Genomic DNA, 17925 nt, shown 5'->3' on the forward strand with positions numbered 1-17925 from the left:
TGATGATGGATGTTCCTGGATCAGCCCAGTTGGTCCTCGTACCCGGTGTTCGCCACCTTAACGAACCAGAAGCTGTGTTCAACGCAATGGTGGCTGGGTGGCAGCGACAACTACGATCCCGATCCTTAAGTAACCAAACCGTGGACAGTCGAATCTCGTTGATCCGCCGCTTCAACGAGTTCGCAGGATCCCACCCCTGGTCCTGGACCCCCGGCGATATGGAAGACTTCACGCTGTCGTTGATGTCGGGTTCTAAGAAGGCTGCGCCATCAACGATCCGTGGCTATCACTTTGTGATTCGTATGTTTTGCGACTATCTTCTCGACGGCCGCTACGGGTGGATTGAAGAGTGCCAGAAACGATTCGATCAGATCCCGTCGCAGGTTTGTCATGACTACAACACAGTCGCTCACACCACCGACTACGAGGGACGCCCGGGCCGCCGCCCATTTACTTACGACGAGATCCAGCACCTCTTCGACTTCCTCGATACCCGAGTCGAGCGTGTCAAAGCCTCGGGCCGTAAAGGCGCGTGGGCGGCGCTGCGCGACTCCCAAATCGTAAAAACGATCTATGCCTATGGACTACGCCGTCGCGAGGCCTGCATGCTTGACATTGCTGATCTGCGACCCAGTCCTGATATGCCTCAATGGGGAACGTACGGAGCAGTCCACGTCCGTTACGGCAAAGCTGTCCGCGGAGGAGTTCCTCGACGACGCACAGTTCACACAGTCCCTGAGTTCGATTGGGTCGTGACTGGACTGACCCAGTGGGTCGAACAGGCACGACCCATGGTCCTCGGTACCGACGCTGAAAGAAGAGTTGAACTGTGGCCAACCGAACGCGGCGGACGCATTGACCCGAGAACCATGGACCTACGGTTCGCCTGGTTGCGGCGCGAAGCCGAGCTACCAGACGAACTGACGCTTCACTGCCTTCGACATTCTTACGTCACCCACCTCATCGAATTCGGTTACCCCGAACGATTCGTCACCGAGCAAGTCGGCCACTCATATGCTTCGACTACTGCTATCTACACCTCAGTTTCAAACGACTTCAAGACCAAAACTTTGCAGGCTGCTCTCCGCCGGGTCTACAACAACGAAGAAGGGCAACAATGAATACAGCAAGCAACAAATTCCCGACACCGGGCCGGCAGGTTTCTCTGCAGTGGAATCTGCGTCAGGTCATGGCCTCTGCTGGCATGTTCAAGACCACAGACCTTGTCGAACCGCTTGCCGCACGAGGCGTCGATATCTCAAAGCAGATGATCTACAAAGTCGTCACTGGCACCCCTCAACGCATCAATGTTGAGTTGCTCGCCGCGCTCTGCGACATCTTGGACTGCACACCCAACGACCTCCTCGAACTGAATTATGACCAAAAGTCGGCGCCGCAGTCGCCCAGCGGTACTGCGGGCATCGGCGACCTCCGACCAGTTCGATCCACTGTCCGACGCCCGGATGGCCTATGACTTGGCGCTATCGCTCTGTCAGGTAACTGCTAGCGCCCCTTGACCCACATTCCCCGTAACTGAAAGGCACAGGAAATGCGCACAATCCACGTCGTCGCCCATCCCGAAGCAACACACCACGTGGAAAACTTGGTCGGTGGGTGGCATGACTCCGAACTCACACTCGCCGGACACAAAGCCGCCGTCGCGATTGCTCAGGCGTTGCGGTCGAAACTTCCGGAAAATGCAACAGTCGACTTGTTCTCTTCGGACTTGAAACGCACGGCTCAGACTGCGGACCAAATATCCGCGATGCTAGGGGCGGAGTCAGTTCTGGATCGTAGGTTGCGTGAGAAATCGTATGGCGAAGGAGAAGGAAGGCCCCAATCATGGCTGGACAGTCGGTTCGTTCCGCCACCGCGCACAGGTGATCGCCTGAACCATGACGAAGGCGTAGTGGGGGCGGAACCAAACCGTGTCTTCGCCCATCGTGTGTACGCCGCCATGGACGACATCTTGGCAAGCCCGACAGAACACCAAGTCATCGTGACGCATGGATACGCCCTCACGTTCGTTGTAGCCTCTTGGATCAAGATGCCACTCGAATCGCTGGGATACATCAATCTCCGTGCGCCTTCCGGAAGCATCACCACTCTCAGGGAAGACGATTTCTTCCATAACCGACAGGTCGTCAGCTTGGGCGACACGTCTCACCTGACATGACTTCGTCGACCCAGAAAACCCGTCTCAGTCCTTGCATCGGCTGTGGCCGCACCGATACACCGATCGACCAACGCATCACCGGATGGCAAATGTGTCGACCTTGCACGAAACGCCGTCGCAATCATCCAGCCCCATGCCCAACTTGTGGCCTGGTCCGAGTGCTCGCTTTCCCATTGGGTAAACAAGCCGTGTGCACCACTTGTGCAGGAGCACCACCGCTCTTCGAATGTCCCAATTGTGGGGAGGAATCTCACCCTTATGGCAAGGTGTGCGCCCGGTGCACACTGGCGACCCGCGCCACCGAGCTCCTGACCGACCCAGCCACGGGCCACCTCAATCAACAGTTGCGACCGTTGCTTGACTACTGGATTAATTCAGTTGACCCGCGCACCCCACTACGCTGGGTCTCCCAGTCGCAAGCGAGCACCGATCTCCTGAGACAAATGGCCTGCGGGCAGTCGTCCATTAGCCATGTTGCTTTTCGGCAATTGCCACCGACGAAACCCAATGACTACCTGCGCAATCTGCTTGTCTCGATCGGGATCCTCGGCCCGTGGGAACCACATGTCGACCGTTTCATCTCGTGGCTCGACACCGAAATCGCCCCGAGACTGGAACCCGAGTGTGCTTTTACCATCAACAGTTATGCCCGATGGCACATCCTGCGCAACCTCCACCGCCATGCGAGCAACGGAACACTGACGCAGGCGGTTGCGAATTCTGCTCGTATCCGGGTTCGCGCAGCAATTGAGTTCTGCGAGCTGCTAGCTCGTCGTGGAGTCTCTATCGAGGATGCCACACAGGTCGACCTCGAAGAACTCATCAGCAACTCTCCCGGCTATAACCGAACCAAAACGATTGCTTCATTCATCGCTTGGGCTAGAAAGACTCGAGTTAATAGAAACTTGACCGCGTCTGGTGAGCCGTGGCCGAATGCAACTGTCACTATCAGCACTGAGCAACACTGGTCGGATGTCGAGCGACTTCTGAACGAGGACCACCATCCTGCTCATATTCGTTTGGCCGGGCTTTTCACCCTCCTGTTTGCTCAGCCCCTCAATCGCATTGTGGCAATGAGGCTTCAGCAGATCCATGTCACCGAAACCGACGTGTTGGTCACTTTCGCCAATGACCCAATTGAAATGCCACCCATTCTTGACGACCTACTACGGAACTACCTGACTACCCGTGCAGACAGGCTGGTCGAGACCAGCGATCCGGGATGGCTCTTCCCCGGGGGCCAGCCCGGTCGTCATCTCGTTACCGAGGTGTTCCGTCGGGACCTTACCGCGATCGGGATCAAGCCGTACGAGAGTCGAAAGGCTTCCATGTTTCACCTCGCAGCCAGAATTCCTGCACCCGTGCTTGCTGGGCTACTCGGGATCACCGATAGGAACGCGGCGGCATGGGCCAAGTTATCCGGCCGCGACTGGAGTGCATATATCCAGCACCGTGATGAGGCAGGCCAAAAAGGAGGAACTCATGCAATCTGAATATGACACCCCACCGGTACGAAAGTGATGACATTGCCGGGTGTGGTCAGGCCCGAGGGTGTGCCTGCCGATAGGTCTCCTGCAGTCGCTGCATCGAGACATGGGTGTAGATCTGCGTGCTGCTCATGGTCGAATGCCCCAGGAACTCTTGGATCTGTCGCAGATCCGCTCCCCCGTCGAGCATGTGGGTAGCCGCCGAATGCCTGAGCCCGTGCGGGCCGATATCCGGTGCGCTGGGGTCATCGGCGCCGTACTTATGGACGAGCTCTCTCACCTGTCTGGCTCCGATGCGACCGCCTCTGACGCCGAGGAAAAGCGCATCACCGCTGCCGTCGGAGGCGAACGTCTGCCGCAGGTTCAGCCACTGCTGCAGCGCCGACTGGGCGGGTTTCCCGAACGGGACGCGTCGTTCCTTGTTGCCCTTGCCCAGGACGGTGATCATCGAGCGCTGGTGGTCTACGTCGCTGCGGTTCAGTCCGGTCAGTTCCGATACACGCACCGCCGTGGCATAGAGCAGCTCCAGGATGGCTGCGTCCCTGACCCACTTGGCTGCTTCGATGGGATCGCTGTCCTCCGCCTCAGCGTGAGCAGGACGCTCCCGGGATACGAGATCGGCTGCCTGCTGAGGTTTGAGTACGGTGGGAAGACGCGATTCCTTCTTCGGGGTCCGCAGCCGCGCCGCCGGATTGTTCGTCAGCCCGTGCTGGTTCACGCAGTAGGCGAAGAAGGACTTCACGGCTGCGATCTTCCGAGCCACGGTGGACTTCGCTGCTCCGGCGTCATCGAGGGTGATGAGCCACGAACGCAGGTCGTTGAGATCAATGTCGTCCACCCCGAACTCAGCGGTTCGGACCCCGGCGTCCGTGGTCGTGGACTGGGCCGCTCGAGAGTGAGCCGCATGGTCGAAGAATTCGGTGACATCTGCGATGTAGGCCCGCGAGGTGTGGGCGGAGACGTCGCGCGATCTCAGGTGGTCGGCATAGCCGGACACCACCTCGGCGATGGTCATCGATTGGGTCACAACCTCAGGTTACGCGATCGGCCGAGCCTGACGGTGGACCTACGGAGTGGATCTAGGCCGGTCTGCGCAGTTTGATCCAGCCGGAATCGCGACGAGCACTCAGACCGGCTAGTTCGAGGACGGCGAGCGCAGAGAGAGTGTTCGGCACGGTCAGTCCGGCTCGTGCTGCCACAGTTCCGACATCCAGAGCCTTGGTCGCCGAGAGGACGTTGACACAGATCTTCTCTCGCTCGGCGAGGTCATCGATCGGATCTGCCGGTACGCGCTTTCGGCTGCTGGTTTGGAGGCTTGAGGTGCCGGCAGGAAGACTTGAGTCCTCTGACGAGGGGCTTCGGTTGTCGAACAGTGTGGGTTCCCCACTTTTGGTGAGTTCGATGACGTCCTCGCAGCTGGTCACCAATTCCGCTTCATGATCTCGGATGAGTCTGTGGGTTCCCGTCGATGATGCCGAATACACGGATCCGGGGAATGCCGCGACTTCACGGGAGAGCTCGAGGGCGTGTCGAGCAGTGTTGAGGGCTCCGCTGCGCCAGCCTGCTTCGACGATGACGGTGACCTGGGACGAGGCGGCGATCAGCCGGTTGCGGAGCAGGAAGCGGTGTCGCATCGGAGTCATCCCGGGAGCGGTTTCGGACACGATCGCACCTTGTTCGAGTATCTGATGGAACAGTTCGGTGTTCGCGGCCGGATAGAAACGGTCGACTCCCCCAGCCATGAACGCGATCGTGGTGCCTTCTCGGGCGATGGCTGCTCGATGGGCGGCCGCATCGATGCCGAAGGCTCCCCCGGAGACGATGGTCAGCCCTCTCGCGGCCAGGTCCCAAGCAAGATCTGAGGCACATTTGGTGCCGTAGTTGCTGGCAGCGCGTGCCCCGACGATGGCGACCGCACGCTTTAATGCTGCGTTCAACTTCGCCTCGCCCCGGACCCACAGTCCCAGCGGTGCCGCCGGCCCCAGGTCACTGAGCGAAGCCGGCCATTCGTCGTCACTGGGAATGACGAGTCGCCCACCCAGTCTGTGCACGGCTTCGAGGTCGCGATGCCCCTGCGCGTCCTCGCCCCGCACTGCCCACCGGTCGAAAGCCTCTCCCAGCTGCCCGCCGCCGGCCACCGCGGCCACAAACGACGACAGACTCTCCGCGGCCTCGGCTGCTGACGATCTTCCGGCCGCCACCGCCCGAATCAGTTCAAGGACGGCGATCGGACCAATCTCGTTCACGAGTCCGGTGAGCAGTCCGTCGCCTGGTTCTCCGATCCTCAGCAGGGCAGCGATCGCCGCGCGAGTGTCTCTATTGCCTTCGTCGTTCATGAGTCTTGGGTCCTCAGCGCCAGAGCCGTCGTGATCTTGTCCGGTGTGGGCGCCTCTGTCCCTTCAAGATCTGCCAGGGTCGTTGCCACCCTCAGCACTCGGTCGTATCCGCGCATGGTGATCCTTCCTGTGTCGAGCGCACGGTCTAGGTCGCGCAGACTGTGCGGGCGCAGGGAGAAATGCTCACGCAGCCAGGCCCCGGGGGCGTTCGAGTTCAGCGTCCAGTCACAGTCGACGTATCGGTCGGCCTGTCTCTGCCTGGCAAGCCTGACTCTCCCTGCGACGGCAGCACTGTCTTCCTGTGCCCCGCCGAGGCGAATGTCTGCTGGGGAGACGGGGAACAGTTCGAGTTGCAGGTCGACTCGGTCCAGCAGGGGGCCGGAGAGCCTGTTGCGGTAGCGACGTTTGTCCATCGGCGTGCATCGACACGTGGATTCGGCTCCGCGCATCCCGGCTCCGCAGGGGCATGGGTTCGCCGCCATCACCAATTGGAACGATGCAGGAAGGACCATGGATCCCCAGGCCCGGTGGATGTGGACCTGTCGAGCCTCCATCGGCTGACGCAGTGCTTCGAGTACATCGCGTGAGAACTCGGGTGCTTCGTCCATGAACAAAACGCCTCGGTGGGCTCTGCTGAGAATTCCTATCGACCCCGGCCTGCGTCCGCCGATGAGCGCCGAGGCTGTGCTGCGATGGTGGGGCGCTTCGAAAGGGGGCCGATGGTCAAGGCCTTCGCCGATGGGCAGCTCTCCGCGCAGGGAACGCACCGCCGCCACCTCGACGGCTTGTTGGTCATCCAACGGTGGGAGTATCCCCGGCAGGCACTGCGCCAGCAACGTTTTCCCCGCTCCCGGTGTGCCTCGCATCAGGAGATTGTGTCCACCGGCTGCAGCGACCTCGAGGCCGAAACGCGCTTCGGCCTGCCCTTGGACTTCGGCGAGGTCGTGACGTTGCGAGGTTTCTGGGTGGGCGGCTGCTGCATCGACGACGGGTGGCAGCTGCGGGACGTTGAGTGCTCCGCCATAGATGTTGATCAGTTCGGCCAAAGAGGAGATGGTCATGACCCTGGCACCGGCGAGCAGTGCTGATTCCTGACGGTTGCCCACGGGGACGACGAATCGGTCGAAACCTGCCTGAAGACCGCTGTGCAGGCTCGGCAGCACACCGTTGACGGGACGAATGCGTCCGTCGAGGCCGAGCTCACCACAGTGGATGATCGATTCCGTGTGCGTTTCGGTGATGATTCCTTGCGCCTTGAGCACGGCCACGGCGATACCCAGGTCGAATCCTGTCCCGACCTTCGGCACAGTGCCGGGAGTGAGGTTGATCGTCACATGCTGTGTGGCCACGGGGATGCCCAGATATGCGAGTGCGGCCCGAAGTCGTTTCCGCGATTCGCTGACCGAGGCGTCCGGCAGACCGACGATGTCGATACCGGGCAGACCAGCGCTGACGCAGGCTTCAATGGACACGATCTTGCCAGCCAGACCCCAGAGCGCCACGGCGGACGAGCGACCGATCACATTGAGCTTCGCCTCCTCGCTCATGAGTCGACCTGCAGATTGCGGCGGTGGGAGTAGGCGGGTTCTGGTTCCATTACGATGCCGAGGGCATCGATGCGGACGCTGGGGAAGAAGTCACTTTGTCCGCGCAGCCAGATGCCCGAGAGCATTCTGATCCGCTTCAGCTTTGCCCTGGTCACGGCCTCGAGCGGAGATCCGAGGGCGAAGGTTCTGCGGGTCTTCACCTCTACGAAGACGATGGTGTCACCGTCTCGGGCGATGATGTCGATCTCTCCCCGCGGGCACCTGAAGTTACGTTCGATGACGACCATTCCCTGCCGCTGCAGGAATTCAGCGGCCAGGTCCTCCCCTGTCTGACCCACAGCACGCTGACGCATCCCCGATGTCGTTGTGCTCCGTCTGCCCGATGTTGGTTCCATGACAGACAGACCACTACCGGCACTGCAAGCGTGGCAAGAGCACAAAATCGGCCTGTGGACGGCGCTTAGCCTTCCACAGGCCGATCACGTGCAAGTCAAGGTTCGGTCCACAGACGAAGTGTGTGCGAGTGGTTCTCTCGATTCAGGAACTCACGTACGGCAGCCACTGGTCGTCAGAGTTCTCAGCCCCTGATTGACGTCGGCGGTTCCAGATCGTTCTTCGCGATCTCCTCGATGTTGACGTCCTTGAAGGTCAGCACGTGCACGGTCTTGATGAAGCGTGCTGATCGGTAGCTGTCCCACACCCAAGCGTCGCGCAGCGTCAGTTCGAAATAGACGTCTCCGGCATCGTTGTGGGCCTTGAGGTCAACGTGGTTGGCCAAGTAGAAGCGCCGTTCGGTCTCTACAACGTAGGCGAAGAGTCCTACGACATCGCGATACTCCTTGTAGAGCTGCAGCTCCAGTTGAGCTTCGTAATCGTCCAGATCATCGGTGCTCATGACGATCCCTCCTTCGCATCGTGCGCCGTTTGCAGGCGGAAGCTTCTCCGGTGGTGAATGCTGGGGCCGAAATCGGCGATGCCCCGACGGTGTTTCATGGTTCCGTACCCGACATTCGACTCCCAACCATACTGGGGGTGAGCCTGCGCGAGTGCGATCATCTCCTCGTCTCGGTCCACTTTTGCCACAATACTTGCTGCGGCGATGACTGGGACGCTGCCGTCACCTTTGATCACAGTCCGCACCGGGGGCAGATCCAAGTCCGCTGCGGGCCCGAATATCCCCAGGCAGTCGAGCGTGAGTGGAGCTGAAAGCCAATCGTGTTTGCCGTCGAGGAGCACCATCGTCGACTGCGGGCAGACTGCTGCGCCGAAGAGCGTCACCAGCATGTCAGACAGTGCCCGACGCCCGGCCAGGTTCAGAGCCATGGTCATCCCGAGTTCGTCGAGTTCATTCGGCGTTGTCGACCCCACTGCTGTCGCCCGCGCCCACCCATTGACACGATCGGTCGCGGTTTGACGCGACAGCGCGCTCAACTGCTTCGAATCATGAATGCCCGCAGGCACCTCGGCGTCGGTGAGCTCTCTGAGGTCGAAGAGAGCAACTCCCACGCTGACCGGTCCGGCCAGCGCACCACGGCCGACCTCGTCGATGCCGACGACGAACTCATAGCCTTCTGCCAGCAGTGCGCGTTCGAGGCTGAGGTCCTGCAATCCGATCTGTGCCATCAGCTGCCGGTGATTCCCTCGGAGTCGGGGACATCGGCGAAGACCGCTTTCGGCGTGGACATCCAGCTGAAATGCTTAAACGGCCAGTTGATGAGGAATACGGTGCCCACCACGTTGTCTTCGGGAACATAGGGCTGTGTGTCGACGTGATATCGGGAGTCTGCGGAGTTGCTGCGGTTGTCTCCCATCACCCAGTAGTGGCCCTTGGGAACGGTGACCTTGAAGTCCATCTCGGAAGGGGCTGTGTCGGCGTCGAGGTAGGTCTCATCGATGGGTTCGCCGTTGACGAGGATCCGTCCCTGCGCATCGCAGCATTCGACAGTGTCGCCGCCGACGCCGATGACGCGTTTGATCAGCTGTTGGCCACCGTCTGCGGGAGCCAATCCGATGAATTCGAGGAGAGGGTTGGGCTGATATTCCGAGACTTCTTGAGGGCTCAGCCAATGGTCTGGGTCGTCGAAGACGATGATGTCACCACGGTTGGCCGGTCCGAAACGGGGCGCCATCTCATTGACAAGGACCCTGTCATCAATCTGCAGGGTCTCCATCATCGATCCTGAAGGAATGTAGAACGAGCGGACGACCCAGGTCTTGAGGGCGGTGGAGATGATAATGGCGACGAGGATGATCGCTGCGATCTCGAGCAGGCCACGGAGGAATCTCTTCGAGGCTGAAGGTGGGGAAGCTTCTGATTCGGTTGACATTCGTTCGCTTTCGCATCGGACCACAGGTTCCCCAGAGGGAATGAAATGAGCGTACCAGCACTCCGGAGCGCCAACTTTCAGCCGGCGATCATCTCGGCTGCCCAGGTCGGCCACCCAGGTCGGCCACTAAGATCCGCGTGCCAGATCAGCGCGCCAGGTCAGCCGGCCAAGTCAGCCGGCCAAGTCAGCGCGGCAGATCAGTCGATCGAGGAGCCATGGCCGATCACTGGTCCGATGACTCGGTCAAGGGGGATGAACCCGCCGCCTGGTTTGCCCATCAGTGCACGCGAGTCGGCGGAGTTGTTCCGGTTGTCGCCCATCACCCACATGGTGTCTGCAGGGATTTCGATCGAGAACTCAGTGGCTGAGGCCGGGTGCGGAGCATAATCCTCTGCAAGAGGTTCGTCGTTGAGCAGCATCCGGCCCTGCGCGTCGCAGCATCGGAGGGTGTCTCCACCGAGCGCGATGACGCGTTTGACGTAGTAGACGTCTCGATTTCCGATCCCAACCCATGACCCCACCTTCTGCAGCGGGGTCGGCAGCGCATCGTCAACGAAGGAGCCTCGACCGTCGAAGACGACGATGTCTCCGCGTTGGATATCAGACGTCAGCGCGTCGGGACGCCACACGGTGATGTCATCGCCGACGTTGAGGGTCGGTTCCATCGATGCGCTAGGGATCGTGAACCGTTGGATGACGAACCCGCGTACCGACCCGCCGATGACGATGATGAGGATCGCAATGACGGCGACGACCTTCCAGAAGCGGCCAGAGTACAGAAAACGCGACCCGAAGGTCGCGTTTTCTTGATTCTTCGGCACAGCGTGATCATTGCCCACAGTGCCAGGCAATAATCAGGCCTTTTCGCGGATGCGTGCAGCCTTGCCGCGCAGGTCGCGCAGGTAGTACAGCTTCGCGCGACGAACGTCACCGCGTGCGAGGACTTCGAGCTTCTCGACGATGGGCGAGTGCACTGGGAACGTGCGCTCGACACCGACGCCGAAGCTGATCTTACGAGCGGTGAAGGTCTCGCGGATTCCGTCGCCCTGGCGACGGATGACGATTCCCTTGAACACCTGAATACGCGAACGCGATCCTTCGATCACGCGAACGTGAACGTTGAGGGTGTCGCCTGGGCGGAACTCAGGAACATCAGACTTCATCGAGGCTGCATCAACAACATCAAGCTTCTGCATTGTGTTTCTCCATGTATCCCCAGCTTCAGGTCGAGGACACGCATATCGGACCGGTTGAACCGGTAATTGGATCGTCTGTCGGGATCACTCCCCGAAATTCTCCGATGTCGACATCGGAGAACAGTTCTGGGCATCCATCCCCCTGAAGCAGGTGAATGCCAACAAACGCGACGACCTATTCTTTCACGGATTCGTCTCCGGACTCAAACCGGTCCAGAACGCTTCGATCGTGCTTATCCAGATCGTGGAGTTCGGCGAGCAGATCGGGTCTGATCTCGGCCGTGCGCTCGAGTCTCCGGTCCCGTCGCCACCGTGCGATCGCACCGTGATTTCCACTGAGTAGGATTTCGGGCACGTCCCGGTCTCTCCAGCTGGCGGGCTTCGTGTAGATCGGGTATTCGAGGAGGCCGTCTTCATGGCTTTCCTCTGTCAGGGACTCGGGGTTGCCGATGACTCCGGGGATGAGGCGGCTGACCGCTTCGATCATCACCATCGAGGCGACCTCTCCCCCGTTGAGCACATAGTCTCCGATGCTCATGGGTCGCAGATCGAAATGTTGAGCCGACCAGTCGATGACGCGCTGATCGATCCCTTCGTATCGTCCGCATGCGAACACCAGGTGGTCGGCGCTGGAGAGCTCCTCGGCGATGCGCTGGTTGAATACGGGGCCGGCAGGGCTGGGCACGATGAGGATCGGCTTCCCGTTACCGGCGGGCTCGCCTTCAGCAGAGTTCCCGCTGACTGTGTGCTCCTCGCCGCGGACAGTCTCAGGTGATTTCCCGCCGAGGATGTGCTCGAGTGCCAGCGCCCACGGCTCGGCCTTCATCACCATGCCGGCTCCTCCGCCATACGGTGAGTCATCGACGGTGTTGTGTCGGTCGAAGGTGAAGTCACGCAGATCATGCACGCTCAAGTCCAGCAGCCCCTGATCGACAGCCTTGCCGATGAGGGAAAGCTGGAGTCCGGCCAGGTACTCCGGGAAGATGGAGACGACGTCTATCTTCATGCCTGTGCTCACGAGGCGTCGAAGAGACCAGCCGGAGGCGTGACTCTGACCCATCCGGCCTCAACATCGACCTCGGGCACGATCTCGGTGACGAATGGAATGAGCGCCTGATGACCGTCGACGTGCTTCATATGGAGCAGGTCCTGGGCAGTGCCGTTCGTGACGTCGACGATCTCGCCGACCTGTGTCTCGCCTTCGAGGACTCGCAGCCCGATGAGGTCTTCGAGGTACCAGGCATCGTCTTCGACCTCGTCCTCATCCAGGTCACTGAGGATCAGGGTGTTGCGGATCGCCTCGGCCCGGTTCCGATCGGGAACCTCGTCGAAGGTCAGCAGCAGACGGTCCCGGTGCCACCTCGCCGTCGCCAGCGTCAGCTCGCCGATATCGGGATCGGTCGTGTAGGTCTGGCCGGGGACGAGTCGTTCATCCGGCCTGTCGGTACGCACCTCGACGGTGAATTCGCCTTTGATGCCGTGCGGTTTGCCCAACCGGGCGATCACCGTGTCCATGCTGCTCCTCGTGTTCATGAAAGTACTCAAGCTCGTGCGTGTGATGATGCGTGTGACCGTGCAGATGCGGGTACGCATTCACTTCAAGCACACAGTTTAGTCCGCTGACTCGGTCATATCTGCCTCGCGCCCGGTTTGCACCGTGCAATATCACCGCCCGATCAGTGAATACAGGAAGGGGGACCCGGCGATGAAACGCCGCGTCCCCCTTTCCTGATGAAGGTGTTACGCCTCGATGAGGTCCACTCGCACCGACTCACGGCCGGCAAGAGAGTTGATCACGGTACGCAGAGCCTTTGCGGTTCTCCCCGCGCGACCGATGACACGACCGAGGTCTTCCGGGTGAACCCGAACCTCGAGCGTGGTCCCGCGCTGTGACGAGCGGGATCGAACAGCAACATCGTCTGGATGATCGACGATGCCGCGGACCAGGTGTTCGAGCGAATCAGCCAACATGATCAGGCTTCAGCGCTCTCTTCGGAGGCAGCAGAAGCTGCTTCTTCGGCAGGTGCTTCCGCAGCCTTGTCCGAACCCTTAGGAGTGATGGCTTCCTTGATCACGGATCCGGCAGCAGGAGCCACGAAGGCTTCCTTCTCCGGCTGCGGCTTCACAGTGTTCACTGCTTCGCCGATGCCGGTGTGCTTCTGCCAGTCACCTGTGAGCTTCAGGAGTGTGCGAACCTGATCGGTCGGCTGAGCACCGACGGAGAGCCAGTGCTGTGCACGCTCCGAATCGATCTCGATGACCGATGGGTTGCGGGTCGGGTGGTAGATGCCGATCTGTTCGATGGCCTTACCATCGCGACGTGTGCGCGAATCGGCCACGACAACGCGGTAGAACGGTGCACGGATTTTGCCCATGCGGGTCAAGCGAATTTTGACTGCCACTTTAGTGGTGTCTCCTTTTGTCTTTATGTTGCACAGAGGTTCCAGAAGAATCGTGGGGTTGACCTGTCGGAGTCTGTGACCTGGACTATCACCTCAACGCGGAAGAGAGGGCCCGCGTCGGAAGCAAAAGTACAAGACTCAATTGTGCCAGAAAGCCGTACTACTTTCCACCTGGGAACATCCCGCCGAAGCCCTTCGGCAGGTTCTTCATATCGAAGTCTTCTTCACCGTCGAGATCGACTCCCCCGAAGGCCGAGCCGACGGGGTCCTTCGTCTTGCCGGCCTTCTTGTCCTCAAGCGCCTGCGCCTGCTGCGCACGCTTGGCGGGGTTGCCCGACTGACCGCCCTTGCGGCCCTTCTTCTTGCCCACAGCCTTCTTCTTACGGTTGCCGCCGCCGGGCACTGAGCCCATTCCAGGCATACCGCCCATGCCCGGCATACCGCCGCCTCCGCCCATTCCGGGCATCCCGCCGCCACGAGTCATCCCACGCATCATCTTCTGCGCCTGAGTGAAACGCTCCATCAGCTGGTTGACCGCGGTCACCGTGGTGCCGGCGCCCTTGGCGATGCGTGCCCGGCGTGATCCGTTGAGGATCTTCGGGTTGGTGCGCTCTGCAGGAGTCATCGATCGCACAATGGCTTCGACGCGGTCGACTTCGCGTTCGTCGAAGTTCTCCAGCTGATCCTTGTACTGGCTCATGCCGGGCATCATGCCCAGCATCTTCTTCATCGAGCCCATCTTCTTCAGGCCCGACATCTGAGTCAGGAAGTCATTGAGGTCGAAGTCCTCACCGGCTTCGACCTTCTTCTGAAGCTTCGCGGTCTCCTTCTCGTCGAAGTTCTTCTCGGCCTGCTCGATGAGGGTGAGGATGTCACCCATATCGAGGATCCGGTCAGCCATCCGGTCGGGATGGAACTGTTCGAACTCCTTCATCGACTCACCGGTCGACGCGAACATGATCGGCTTTCCGGTCACCTCGGCGACGGACAGCGCGGCACCACCACGTGAGTCACCATCGAGCTTCGAGAGTACGACACCGGTGAAGTCAACGCCTTCGAGGAACGCCTCGGCGGTCTTCACCGCGTCCTGACCGATCATCGCATCGATGACGAACAGGACTTCGTCCGGGTTGACCGCGGAACGTATGTCAGCGGCCTGCTGCATGAGCTCTTCGTCGATGCCGAGACGACCGGCGGTGTCGACGATGACGACATCGTGAAGCTTGGACTTTGCGACCTCGAGGGAGTCGGTTGCCACCTGCACCGGATTGCCGACGCCGTTGCCGGGTTCTGGTGCGTAGACGAAGGCGCCCGCACGTTCGCCGACGATCTCGAGCTGATTGACGGCGTTGGGACGCTGCAGGTCAGCTGCAACGAGCATCGGACGGTGGCCTTCGGACTTCAGCCAGTACGCGAGTTTTCCGGCCAGTGTGGTCTTACCCGCACCCTGCAGACCGGCGAGCATGATCACAGTGGGCGGGCGCTTCGCATAGTTCAGGCGACGGGTCTCTCCGCCGAGGATGCCGACCAGTTCATCATTGACGACCTTGACGACCTGCTGGCCCGGGTTGAGCGCACCCGAGACTTCTTCGGACAGCGCCCTCTCGCGGATGCGTCCGGTGAATGCACGGACGACGGGCAGGGCGACGTCGGCGTCCAGAAGAGCACGCCGGATCTCGCGGATGGTGGCATCCACATCGGCTTCGGACAGCCGGCCCTTGCCGCGCAAGTTCTTGAACGTCGCGGTGAGCCTGTCGGAAAGAGAATTAAACACGTACAAGCCTTCTTCACGATAATTGGTCGACTCCCTAGCCTAACAACTCACCGGTGTCCGACTGAAACCGGAGAAGCTGAGAATGCGCCCACAACCAGTCCCCTCGAGACCGATCGTGGGCGCCGACGCTGGCTCAGCGGAAGGAGTAGGCCTGCTCCGCGTGCTCGAAGGCGTCGATGCCGGCAAGCTCGTCTCGCGGATCGATGCGCAGGCCCATGGTCTTGCGCAGCACGAGGGCAATGACCAGGGTGACGCCTCCTGCATAGACCAGAGCGACCACGGTGGCCGCGATCTGTGACACGAGCAGCCCTGGGCCTCCGCCGTGGAAGAGACCGGCCGCAGAGTTCGCACTCGGGACGGCGAAGAGTCCGATCAGCACGGTACCGATGACCCCGGCGACCAGGTGAACACCGACGACGTCGAGCGCATCGTCGTAGCGCAGACGATTCTTCGCCTCGACGGCCAGGACGGCGCCCGCGCCCGCAGCGATTCCGATGATGATCGCCGCATAGGGTTCGACGTTCGCGCAGGCGGGGGTGATGGCCACCAAGCCGGCGATGGCGCCGGAGACGCTGCCGATGCTGCTGGGCCGGGTGGAACGGATCCGTTCGATTGCGATCCAGGTGACCAGTCCGGCGGCCGGTGCGATGAGAGTGTTGATCCAGATCAGGCCCGCCTGCTCGATCGTCGAGGCGGCTCCCCCGTTGAATCCGAACCACCCGAACCACAGCAGTGCAGCACCGAGGACGGTGATCGGAATGTTGTGAGGTTTGTGCGGTGTCGAGAAGCGGGCACGACGTCCCATCACGACGACCAGGACCAGTGCCGAAACGCCCGCGTTGATGTGCACGACGGTGCCGCCGGCGAAATCGATCGCGGTCCCCACGACGCTGCCGATCGCACCCTTTTCGCTGAGAAGCCCATCGCCCCAGACCATGAACGCCAGGGGACAGTAGACGAACGTGACCCACAGTGCGGCGAAGACCAACCAGGTGGAGAACTTCGCACGATCGGCCACAGCTCCGGCGATGAGTGCGATCGCAATCATCGCAAAGGTGGATCCATAGCCGATGGAAATCAGGGTCTCGGGCTGACTGGCGACCGCCTCGGCGAGGCCGATCTGCGAGAGCGGATTGCCCACCATCCCGGCCAGCGAATCACCGGAACTCAACCCATAGCCGAAGAGGACCCAGACGAGACCGGCCACGGCCATCGCGGAGAAGACCATCATCATCATGTTGATGCTCGAGGTGATTCGGGTCATTCCGCCGTAGAAGAAGGCGACCCCCGGTGTCATGAGCAGGACCAAGCCTGCCGCGATCATCATCCACACGCTTACCGCATCGAGTTCCATGTCGTCTCTTCCACGTCATTGCCGGCTCCGGTCGAGCCGAACAATGACAGTGTCTATGACACATGTCACCACGGTGAGTCAGTCATGTTTCCAGCGTGTGACACCCGGGTTCAGTCGAGGAGAGCGTCGACGAATCCCTCGGCGGTGAATGGCGCCAGATCGTCGGCACCTTCTCCGAGGCCGATGAGCTTGACCGGAACTCCGAGCTCACGCTGAACGGCGATGACGATTCCGCCCTTGGCAGTGCCGTCAAGTTTCGTCAGCACGATGCCGGTGATGTTGACCGCCTCGGCGAAGACCTTGGCCTGCTGCATGCCGTTCTGCCCGGTCGTGGCATCGAGGACGAGGAGCACCTCGTCGATCTCGTGTCCCTCACCCAAGGGACGCGTGGCCACACGCTTGACCTTGCCGAGCTGGTCCATCAGGCCGATCTTGTTCTGCAGGCGTCCGGCGGTGTCGACGAGCACGACATCGGTGCTGTCCTGCTTACCCCTTTCGACGGCAGAGTATGCAACGGAAGCAGGGTCGGCTCCTTCTTCACCGCGTACGGTCTCCACGCCGACGCGATCGCCCCAGGTGGCCAGCTGTTCGGCCGCAGCAGCACGGAACGTATCGGCAGCACCCAGCAGCACACTCTGGCCTTCGGCGACGAGGACGCGAGCGATCTTGCCCACGGTCGTCGTCTTGCCAGCACCGTTGACACCCACGACGAGCATCACAGTGGGGTCGCCGTCGGTGCCGGTGGCGGCCAGTTCACGATCCATAGAGGGATCGACGAGGTTGATGAGTTCTTCGCGCAGCAGTTCCCTGACCTGTTCCGGCTCACGGGTGCCGAGGACCTTGACGCGTTCGCGCAGACGGTCGACGAGTTCGGTGGTCGGATCGACTCCGACATCGGCGAGGATGAGAGTGTCCTCGATCTCCTCCCATGTCGATTCGTCGAGAGTGTCACGAGACAGCAGGCTGAGCAGTCCGCGTCCCAGGCCTGAGTTGGACTTCGCGAGGCGCTCGCGCAGGCGGACCAGTCGGTTCGCAGGTTCGGTGGGAACTTCGGAGCCGCGGGTGGCGGCCTTCTCCTTGGCGATGGCCTCGGAGGGCTCGCCGACCTCCCCTTCACCGGTGACATCGGCGTCGATGCTGCGCTGATCCCGCAGACCCTTCCTCTTGGCGTTGACGCGCAGGGTGAAGCCCAGGCCGACGACCAGAATGAAGACGACGGCTGCGACGATGAGCAATACGATCGGCTGATCCATGGACGTACGTTCTCCTTTGATTACCTTCGTCGGCCCCACGCTCTCACGCGGCGACCGCCAGTTGAGGGTGCTG

20 protein-coding genes are annotated in these 17925 nt (G+C 61.0%); 4 read left to right on the plus strand and 16 right to left on the minus strand.

Translation table 11 applies throughout. The annotated features are described in order from the left end of the window. Positions 1–2 precede the first annotated feature (2 nt). The 4 genes from BSP239C_RS06840 to BSP239C_RS06855 all read left to right on the plus strand — a co-directional run bounded on the left by BSP239C_RS06840 (position 3) and on the right by BSP239C_RS06855 (position 3669). Positions 3–1121 (plus strand): tyrosine-type recombinase/integrase, encoded by a 1119-nt coding sequence (locus BSP239C_RS06840; RefSeq protein ID WP_101571237.1) that lies wholly within the window; start codon positions 3–5, stop codon positions 1119–1121. After that, complete coding sequence (locus BSP239C_RS06845; RefSeq protein WP_101571239.1) at positions 1118–1474, plus strand: helix-turn-helix transcriptional regulator; 357 nt, start codon at positions 1118–1120, stop codon at positions 1472–1474. The genes BSP239C_RS06840 and BSP239C_RS06845 overlap by 4 nt, the downstream gene beginning before the upstream one ends. A 75-nt stretch (positions 1475–1549) precedes the next feature. Next, on the plus strand, positions 1550–2176 hold the full coding sequence (locus tag BSP239C_RS06850) for a histidine phosphatase family protein (RefSeq protein ID WP_101571241.1): 627 nt from the start codon (positions 1550–1552) through the stop codon (positions 2174–2176). A gap of 353 nt (positions 2177–2529) precedes the next feature. Next, complete coding sequence (locus BSP239C_RS06855) at positions 2530–3669, plus strand: hypothetical protein (protein WP_145997419.1); 1140 nt, start codon at positions 2530–2532, stop codon at positions 3667–3669. Between the two features lie 46 nt (positions 3670–3715). Here BSP239C_RS06855 and BSP239C_RS06860 read toward each other — a convergent pair whose 3' ends face one another. The 16 genes from BSP239C_RS06860 to ftsY form a co-directional block, all read right to left on the minus strand. Beyond that, a complete protein-coding gene (locus BSP239C_RS06860) occupies positions 3716–4690 on the minus strand; it encodes a tyrosine recombinase XerC (protein ID WP_101571245.1) in 975 nt (324 codons plus the stop codon). A 52-nt stretch (positions 4691–4742) separates the two neighbouring features. Then, positions 4743–5999, minus strand: a complete 1257-nt coding sequence (gene dprA / locus BSP239C_RS06865) for a DNA-processing protein DprA (protein ID WP_101571247.1) — start codon at positions 5997–5999, stop codon at positions 4743–4745. Continuing rightward, the gene (locus BSP239C_RS06870; protein WP_101571248.1) at positions 5996–7546 is read right to left on the minus strand and encodes a YifB family Mg chelatase-like AAA ATPase; all 1551 of its coding nucleotides are present in this window, start codon (positions 7544–7546) and stop codon (positions 5996–5998) included. The genes dprA and BSP239C_RS06870 overlap by 4 nt, the downstream gene beginning before the upstream one ends. Beyond that, a complete protein-coding gene (locus tag BSP239C_RS06875; RefSeq protein ID WP_101571250.1) occupies positions 7543–7941 on the minus strand; it encodes a YraN family protein in 399 nt (132 codons plus the stop codon). The genes BSP239C_RS06870 and BSP239C_RS06875 overlap by 4 nt, the downstream gene beginning before the upstream one ends. A 182-nt stretch (positions 7942–8123) precedes the next feature. Next, positions 8124–8441, minus strand: coding sequence for a DUF2469 domain-containing protein (locus BSP239C_RS06880; protein ID WP_101571252.1), 318 nt, complete (start codon positions 8439–8441; stop codon positions 8124–8126). After that, positions 8438–9169: a ribonuclease HII gene (locus tag BSP239C_RS06885; RefSeq protein WP_101571254.1), complete on the minus strand. Its 732-nt coding sequence runs from the start codon at positions 9167–9169 to the stop codon at positions 8438–8440. The genes BSP239C_RS06880 and BSP239C_RS06885 overlap by 4 nt, the downstream gene beginning before the upstream one ends. Beyond that, complete coding sequence (gene lepB / locus BSP239C_RS06890; protein ID WP_101571257.1) at positions 9169–9873, minus strand: signal peptidase I; 705 nt, start codon at positions 9871–9873, stop codon at positions 9169–9171. Before lepB (BSP239C_RS06890) ends, BSP239C_RS06885 begins: the two co-directional genes overlap by 1 nt. A gap of 197 nt (positions 9874–10070) precedes the next feature. Further along, the gene (gene lepB / locus BSP239C_RS06895; RefSeq protein WP_101571258.1) at positions 10071–10694 is read right to left on the minus strand and encodes a signal peptidase I; all 624 of its coding nucleotides are present in this window, start codon (positions 10692–10694) and stop codon (positions 10071–10073) included. A 33-nt stretch (positions 10695–10727) separates the two neighbouring features. Further along, positions 10728–11069, minus strand: coding sequence for a 50S ribosomal protein L19 (gene rplS / locus BSP239C_RS06900; protein WP_101571260.1), 342 nt, complete (start codon positions 11067–11069; stop codon positions 10728–10730). A gap of 175 nt (positions 11070–11244) precedes the next feature. Further along, entirely contained in the window at positions 11245–12075 is an 831-nt protein-coding gene (gene trmD, locus BSP239C_RS06905; RefSeq protein WP_101571354.1) for a tRNA (guanosine(37)-N1)-methyltransferase TrmD, read from the minus strand. A gap of 8 nt (positions 12076–12083) precedes the next feature. After that, positions 12084–12584, minus strand: a complete 501-nt coding sequence (gene rimM / locus BSP239C_RS06910) for a ribosome maturation factor RimM (protein ID WP_101571262.1) — start codon at positions 12582–12584, stop codon at positions 12084–12086. Positions 12585–12809: 225 nt separating this feature from the next. Further along, positions 12810–13040, minus strand: a complete 231-nt coding sequence (locus tag BSP239C_RS06915) for an RNA-binding protein (RefSeq protein WP_009885102.1) — start codon at positions 13038–13040, stop codon at positions 12810–12812. 2 nt (positions 13041–13042) lie between these two features. Further along, positions 13043–13471, minus strand: coding sequence for a 30S ribosomal protein S16 (gene rpsP, locus BSP239C_RS06920; RefSeq protein ID WP_101571264.1), 429 nt, complete (start codon positions 13469–13471; stop codon positions 13043–13045). Between the two features lie 160 nt (positions 13472–13631). After that, on the minus strand, positions 13632–15245 hold the full coding sequence (gene ffh, locus BSP239C_RS06925) for a signal recognition particle protein (protein ID WP_101571266.1): 1614 nt from the start codon (positions 15243–15245) through the stop codon (positions 13632–13634). A 133-nt stretch (positions 15246–15378) separates the two neighbouring features. Continuing rightward, positions 15379–16599 carry an ammonium transporter gene (locus tag BSP239C_RS06930; protein ID WP_101571268.1) on the minus strand — a complete coding sequence of 407 codons (1221 nt, stop codon included), beginning with the start codon at positions 16597–16599 and terminating at the stop codon, positions 15379–15381. Positions 16600–16709: 110 nt separating this feature from the next. Next, a complete protein-coding gene (gene ftsY, locus BSP239C_RS06935) occupies positions 16710–17852 on the minus strand; it encodes a signal recognition particle-docking protein FtsY (RefSeq protein WP_101571270.1) in 1143 nt (380 codons plus the stop codon). Positions 17853–17925: the final 73 nt, after the last annotated feature.

This window comes from Brevibacterium sp. 239c (genome assembly GCF_900169365.1).
In the GTDB taxonomy this organism is placed as follows: Bacteria; Actinomycetota; Actinomycetes; order Actinomycetales; family Brevibacteriaceae; genus Brevibacterium.

Coding starts and splice junctions, on each gene's coding strand:
- BSP239C_RS06840 (WP_101571237.1), top strand. CDS start 3: ATGATGGATGTTCCTGGATCAGCCCAGTTGGTCCTCGTACCCGGTGTT.
- BSP239C_RS06845 (WP_101571239.1), top strand. CDS start 1,118: ATGAATACAGCAAGCAACAAATTCCCGACACCGGGCCGGCAGGTTTCT.
- BSP239C_RS06850 (WP_101571241.1), top strand. CDS start 1,550: ATGCGCACAATCCACGTCGTCGCCCATCCCGAAGCAACACACCACGTG.
- dprA (WP_101571247.1), bottom strand. CDS start 5,999: ATGAACGACGAAGGCAATAGAGACACTCGCGCGGCGATCGCTGCCCTG.
- BSP239C_RS06870 (WP_101571248.1), bottom strand. CDS start 7,546: ATGAGCGAGGAGGCGAAGCTCAATGTGATCGGTCGCTCGTCCGCCGTG.
- BSP239C_RS06875 (WP_101571250.1), bottom strand. CDS start 7,941: ATGGAACCAACATCGGGCAGACGGAGCACAACGACATCGGGGATGCGT.
- BSP239C_RS06880 (WP_101571252.1), bottom strand. CDS start 8,441: ATGAGCACCGATGATCTGGACGATTACGAAGCTCAACTGGAGCTGCAG.
- BSP239C_RS06885 (WP_101571254.1), bottom strand. CDS start 9,169: ATGGCACAGATCGGATTGCAGGACCTCAGCCTCGAACGCGCACTGCTG.
- lepB (WP_101571257.1), bottom strand. CDS start 9,873: ATGTCAACCGAATCAGAAGCTTCCCCACCTTCAGCCTCGAAGAGATTC.
- rplS (WP_101571260.1), bottom strand. CDS start 11,069: ATGCAGAAGCTTGATGTTGTTGATGCAGCCTCGATGAAGTCTGATGTT.
- trmD (WP_101571354.1), bottom strand. CDS start 12,075: ATGAAGATAGACGTCGTCTCCATCTTCCCGGAGTACCTGGCCGGACTC.
- rimM (WP_101571262.1), bottom strand. CDS start 12,584: ATGGACACGGTGATCGCCCGGTTGGGCAAACCGCACGGCATCAAAGGC.
- BSP239C_RS06915 (WP_009885102.1), bottom strand. CDS start 13,040: ATGTTGGCTGATTCGCTCGAACACCTGGTCCGCGGCATCGTCGATCAT.
- BSP239C_RS06930 (WP_101571268.1), bottom strand. CDS start 16,599: ATGGAACTCGATGCGGTAAGCGTGTGGATGATGATCGCGGCAGGCTTG.
- ftsY (WP_101571270.1), bottom strand. CDS start 17,852: ATGGATCAGCCGATCGTATTGCTCATCGTCGCAGCCGTCGTCTTCATT.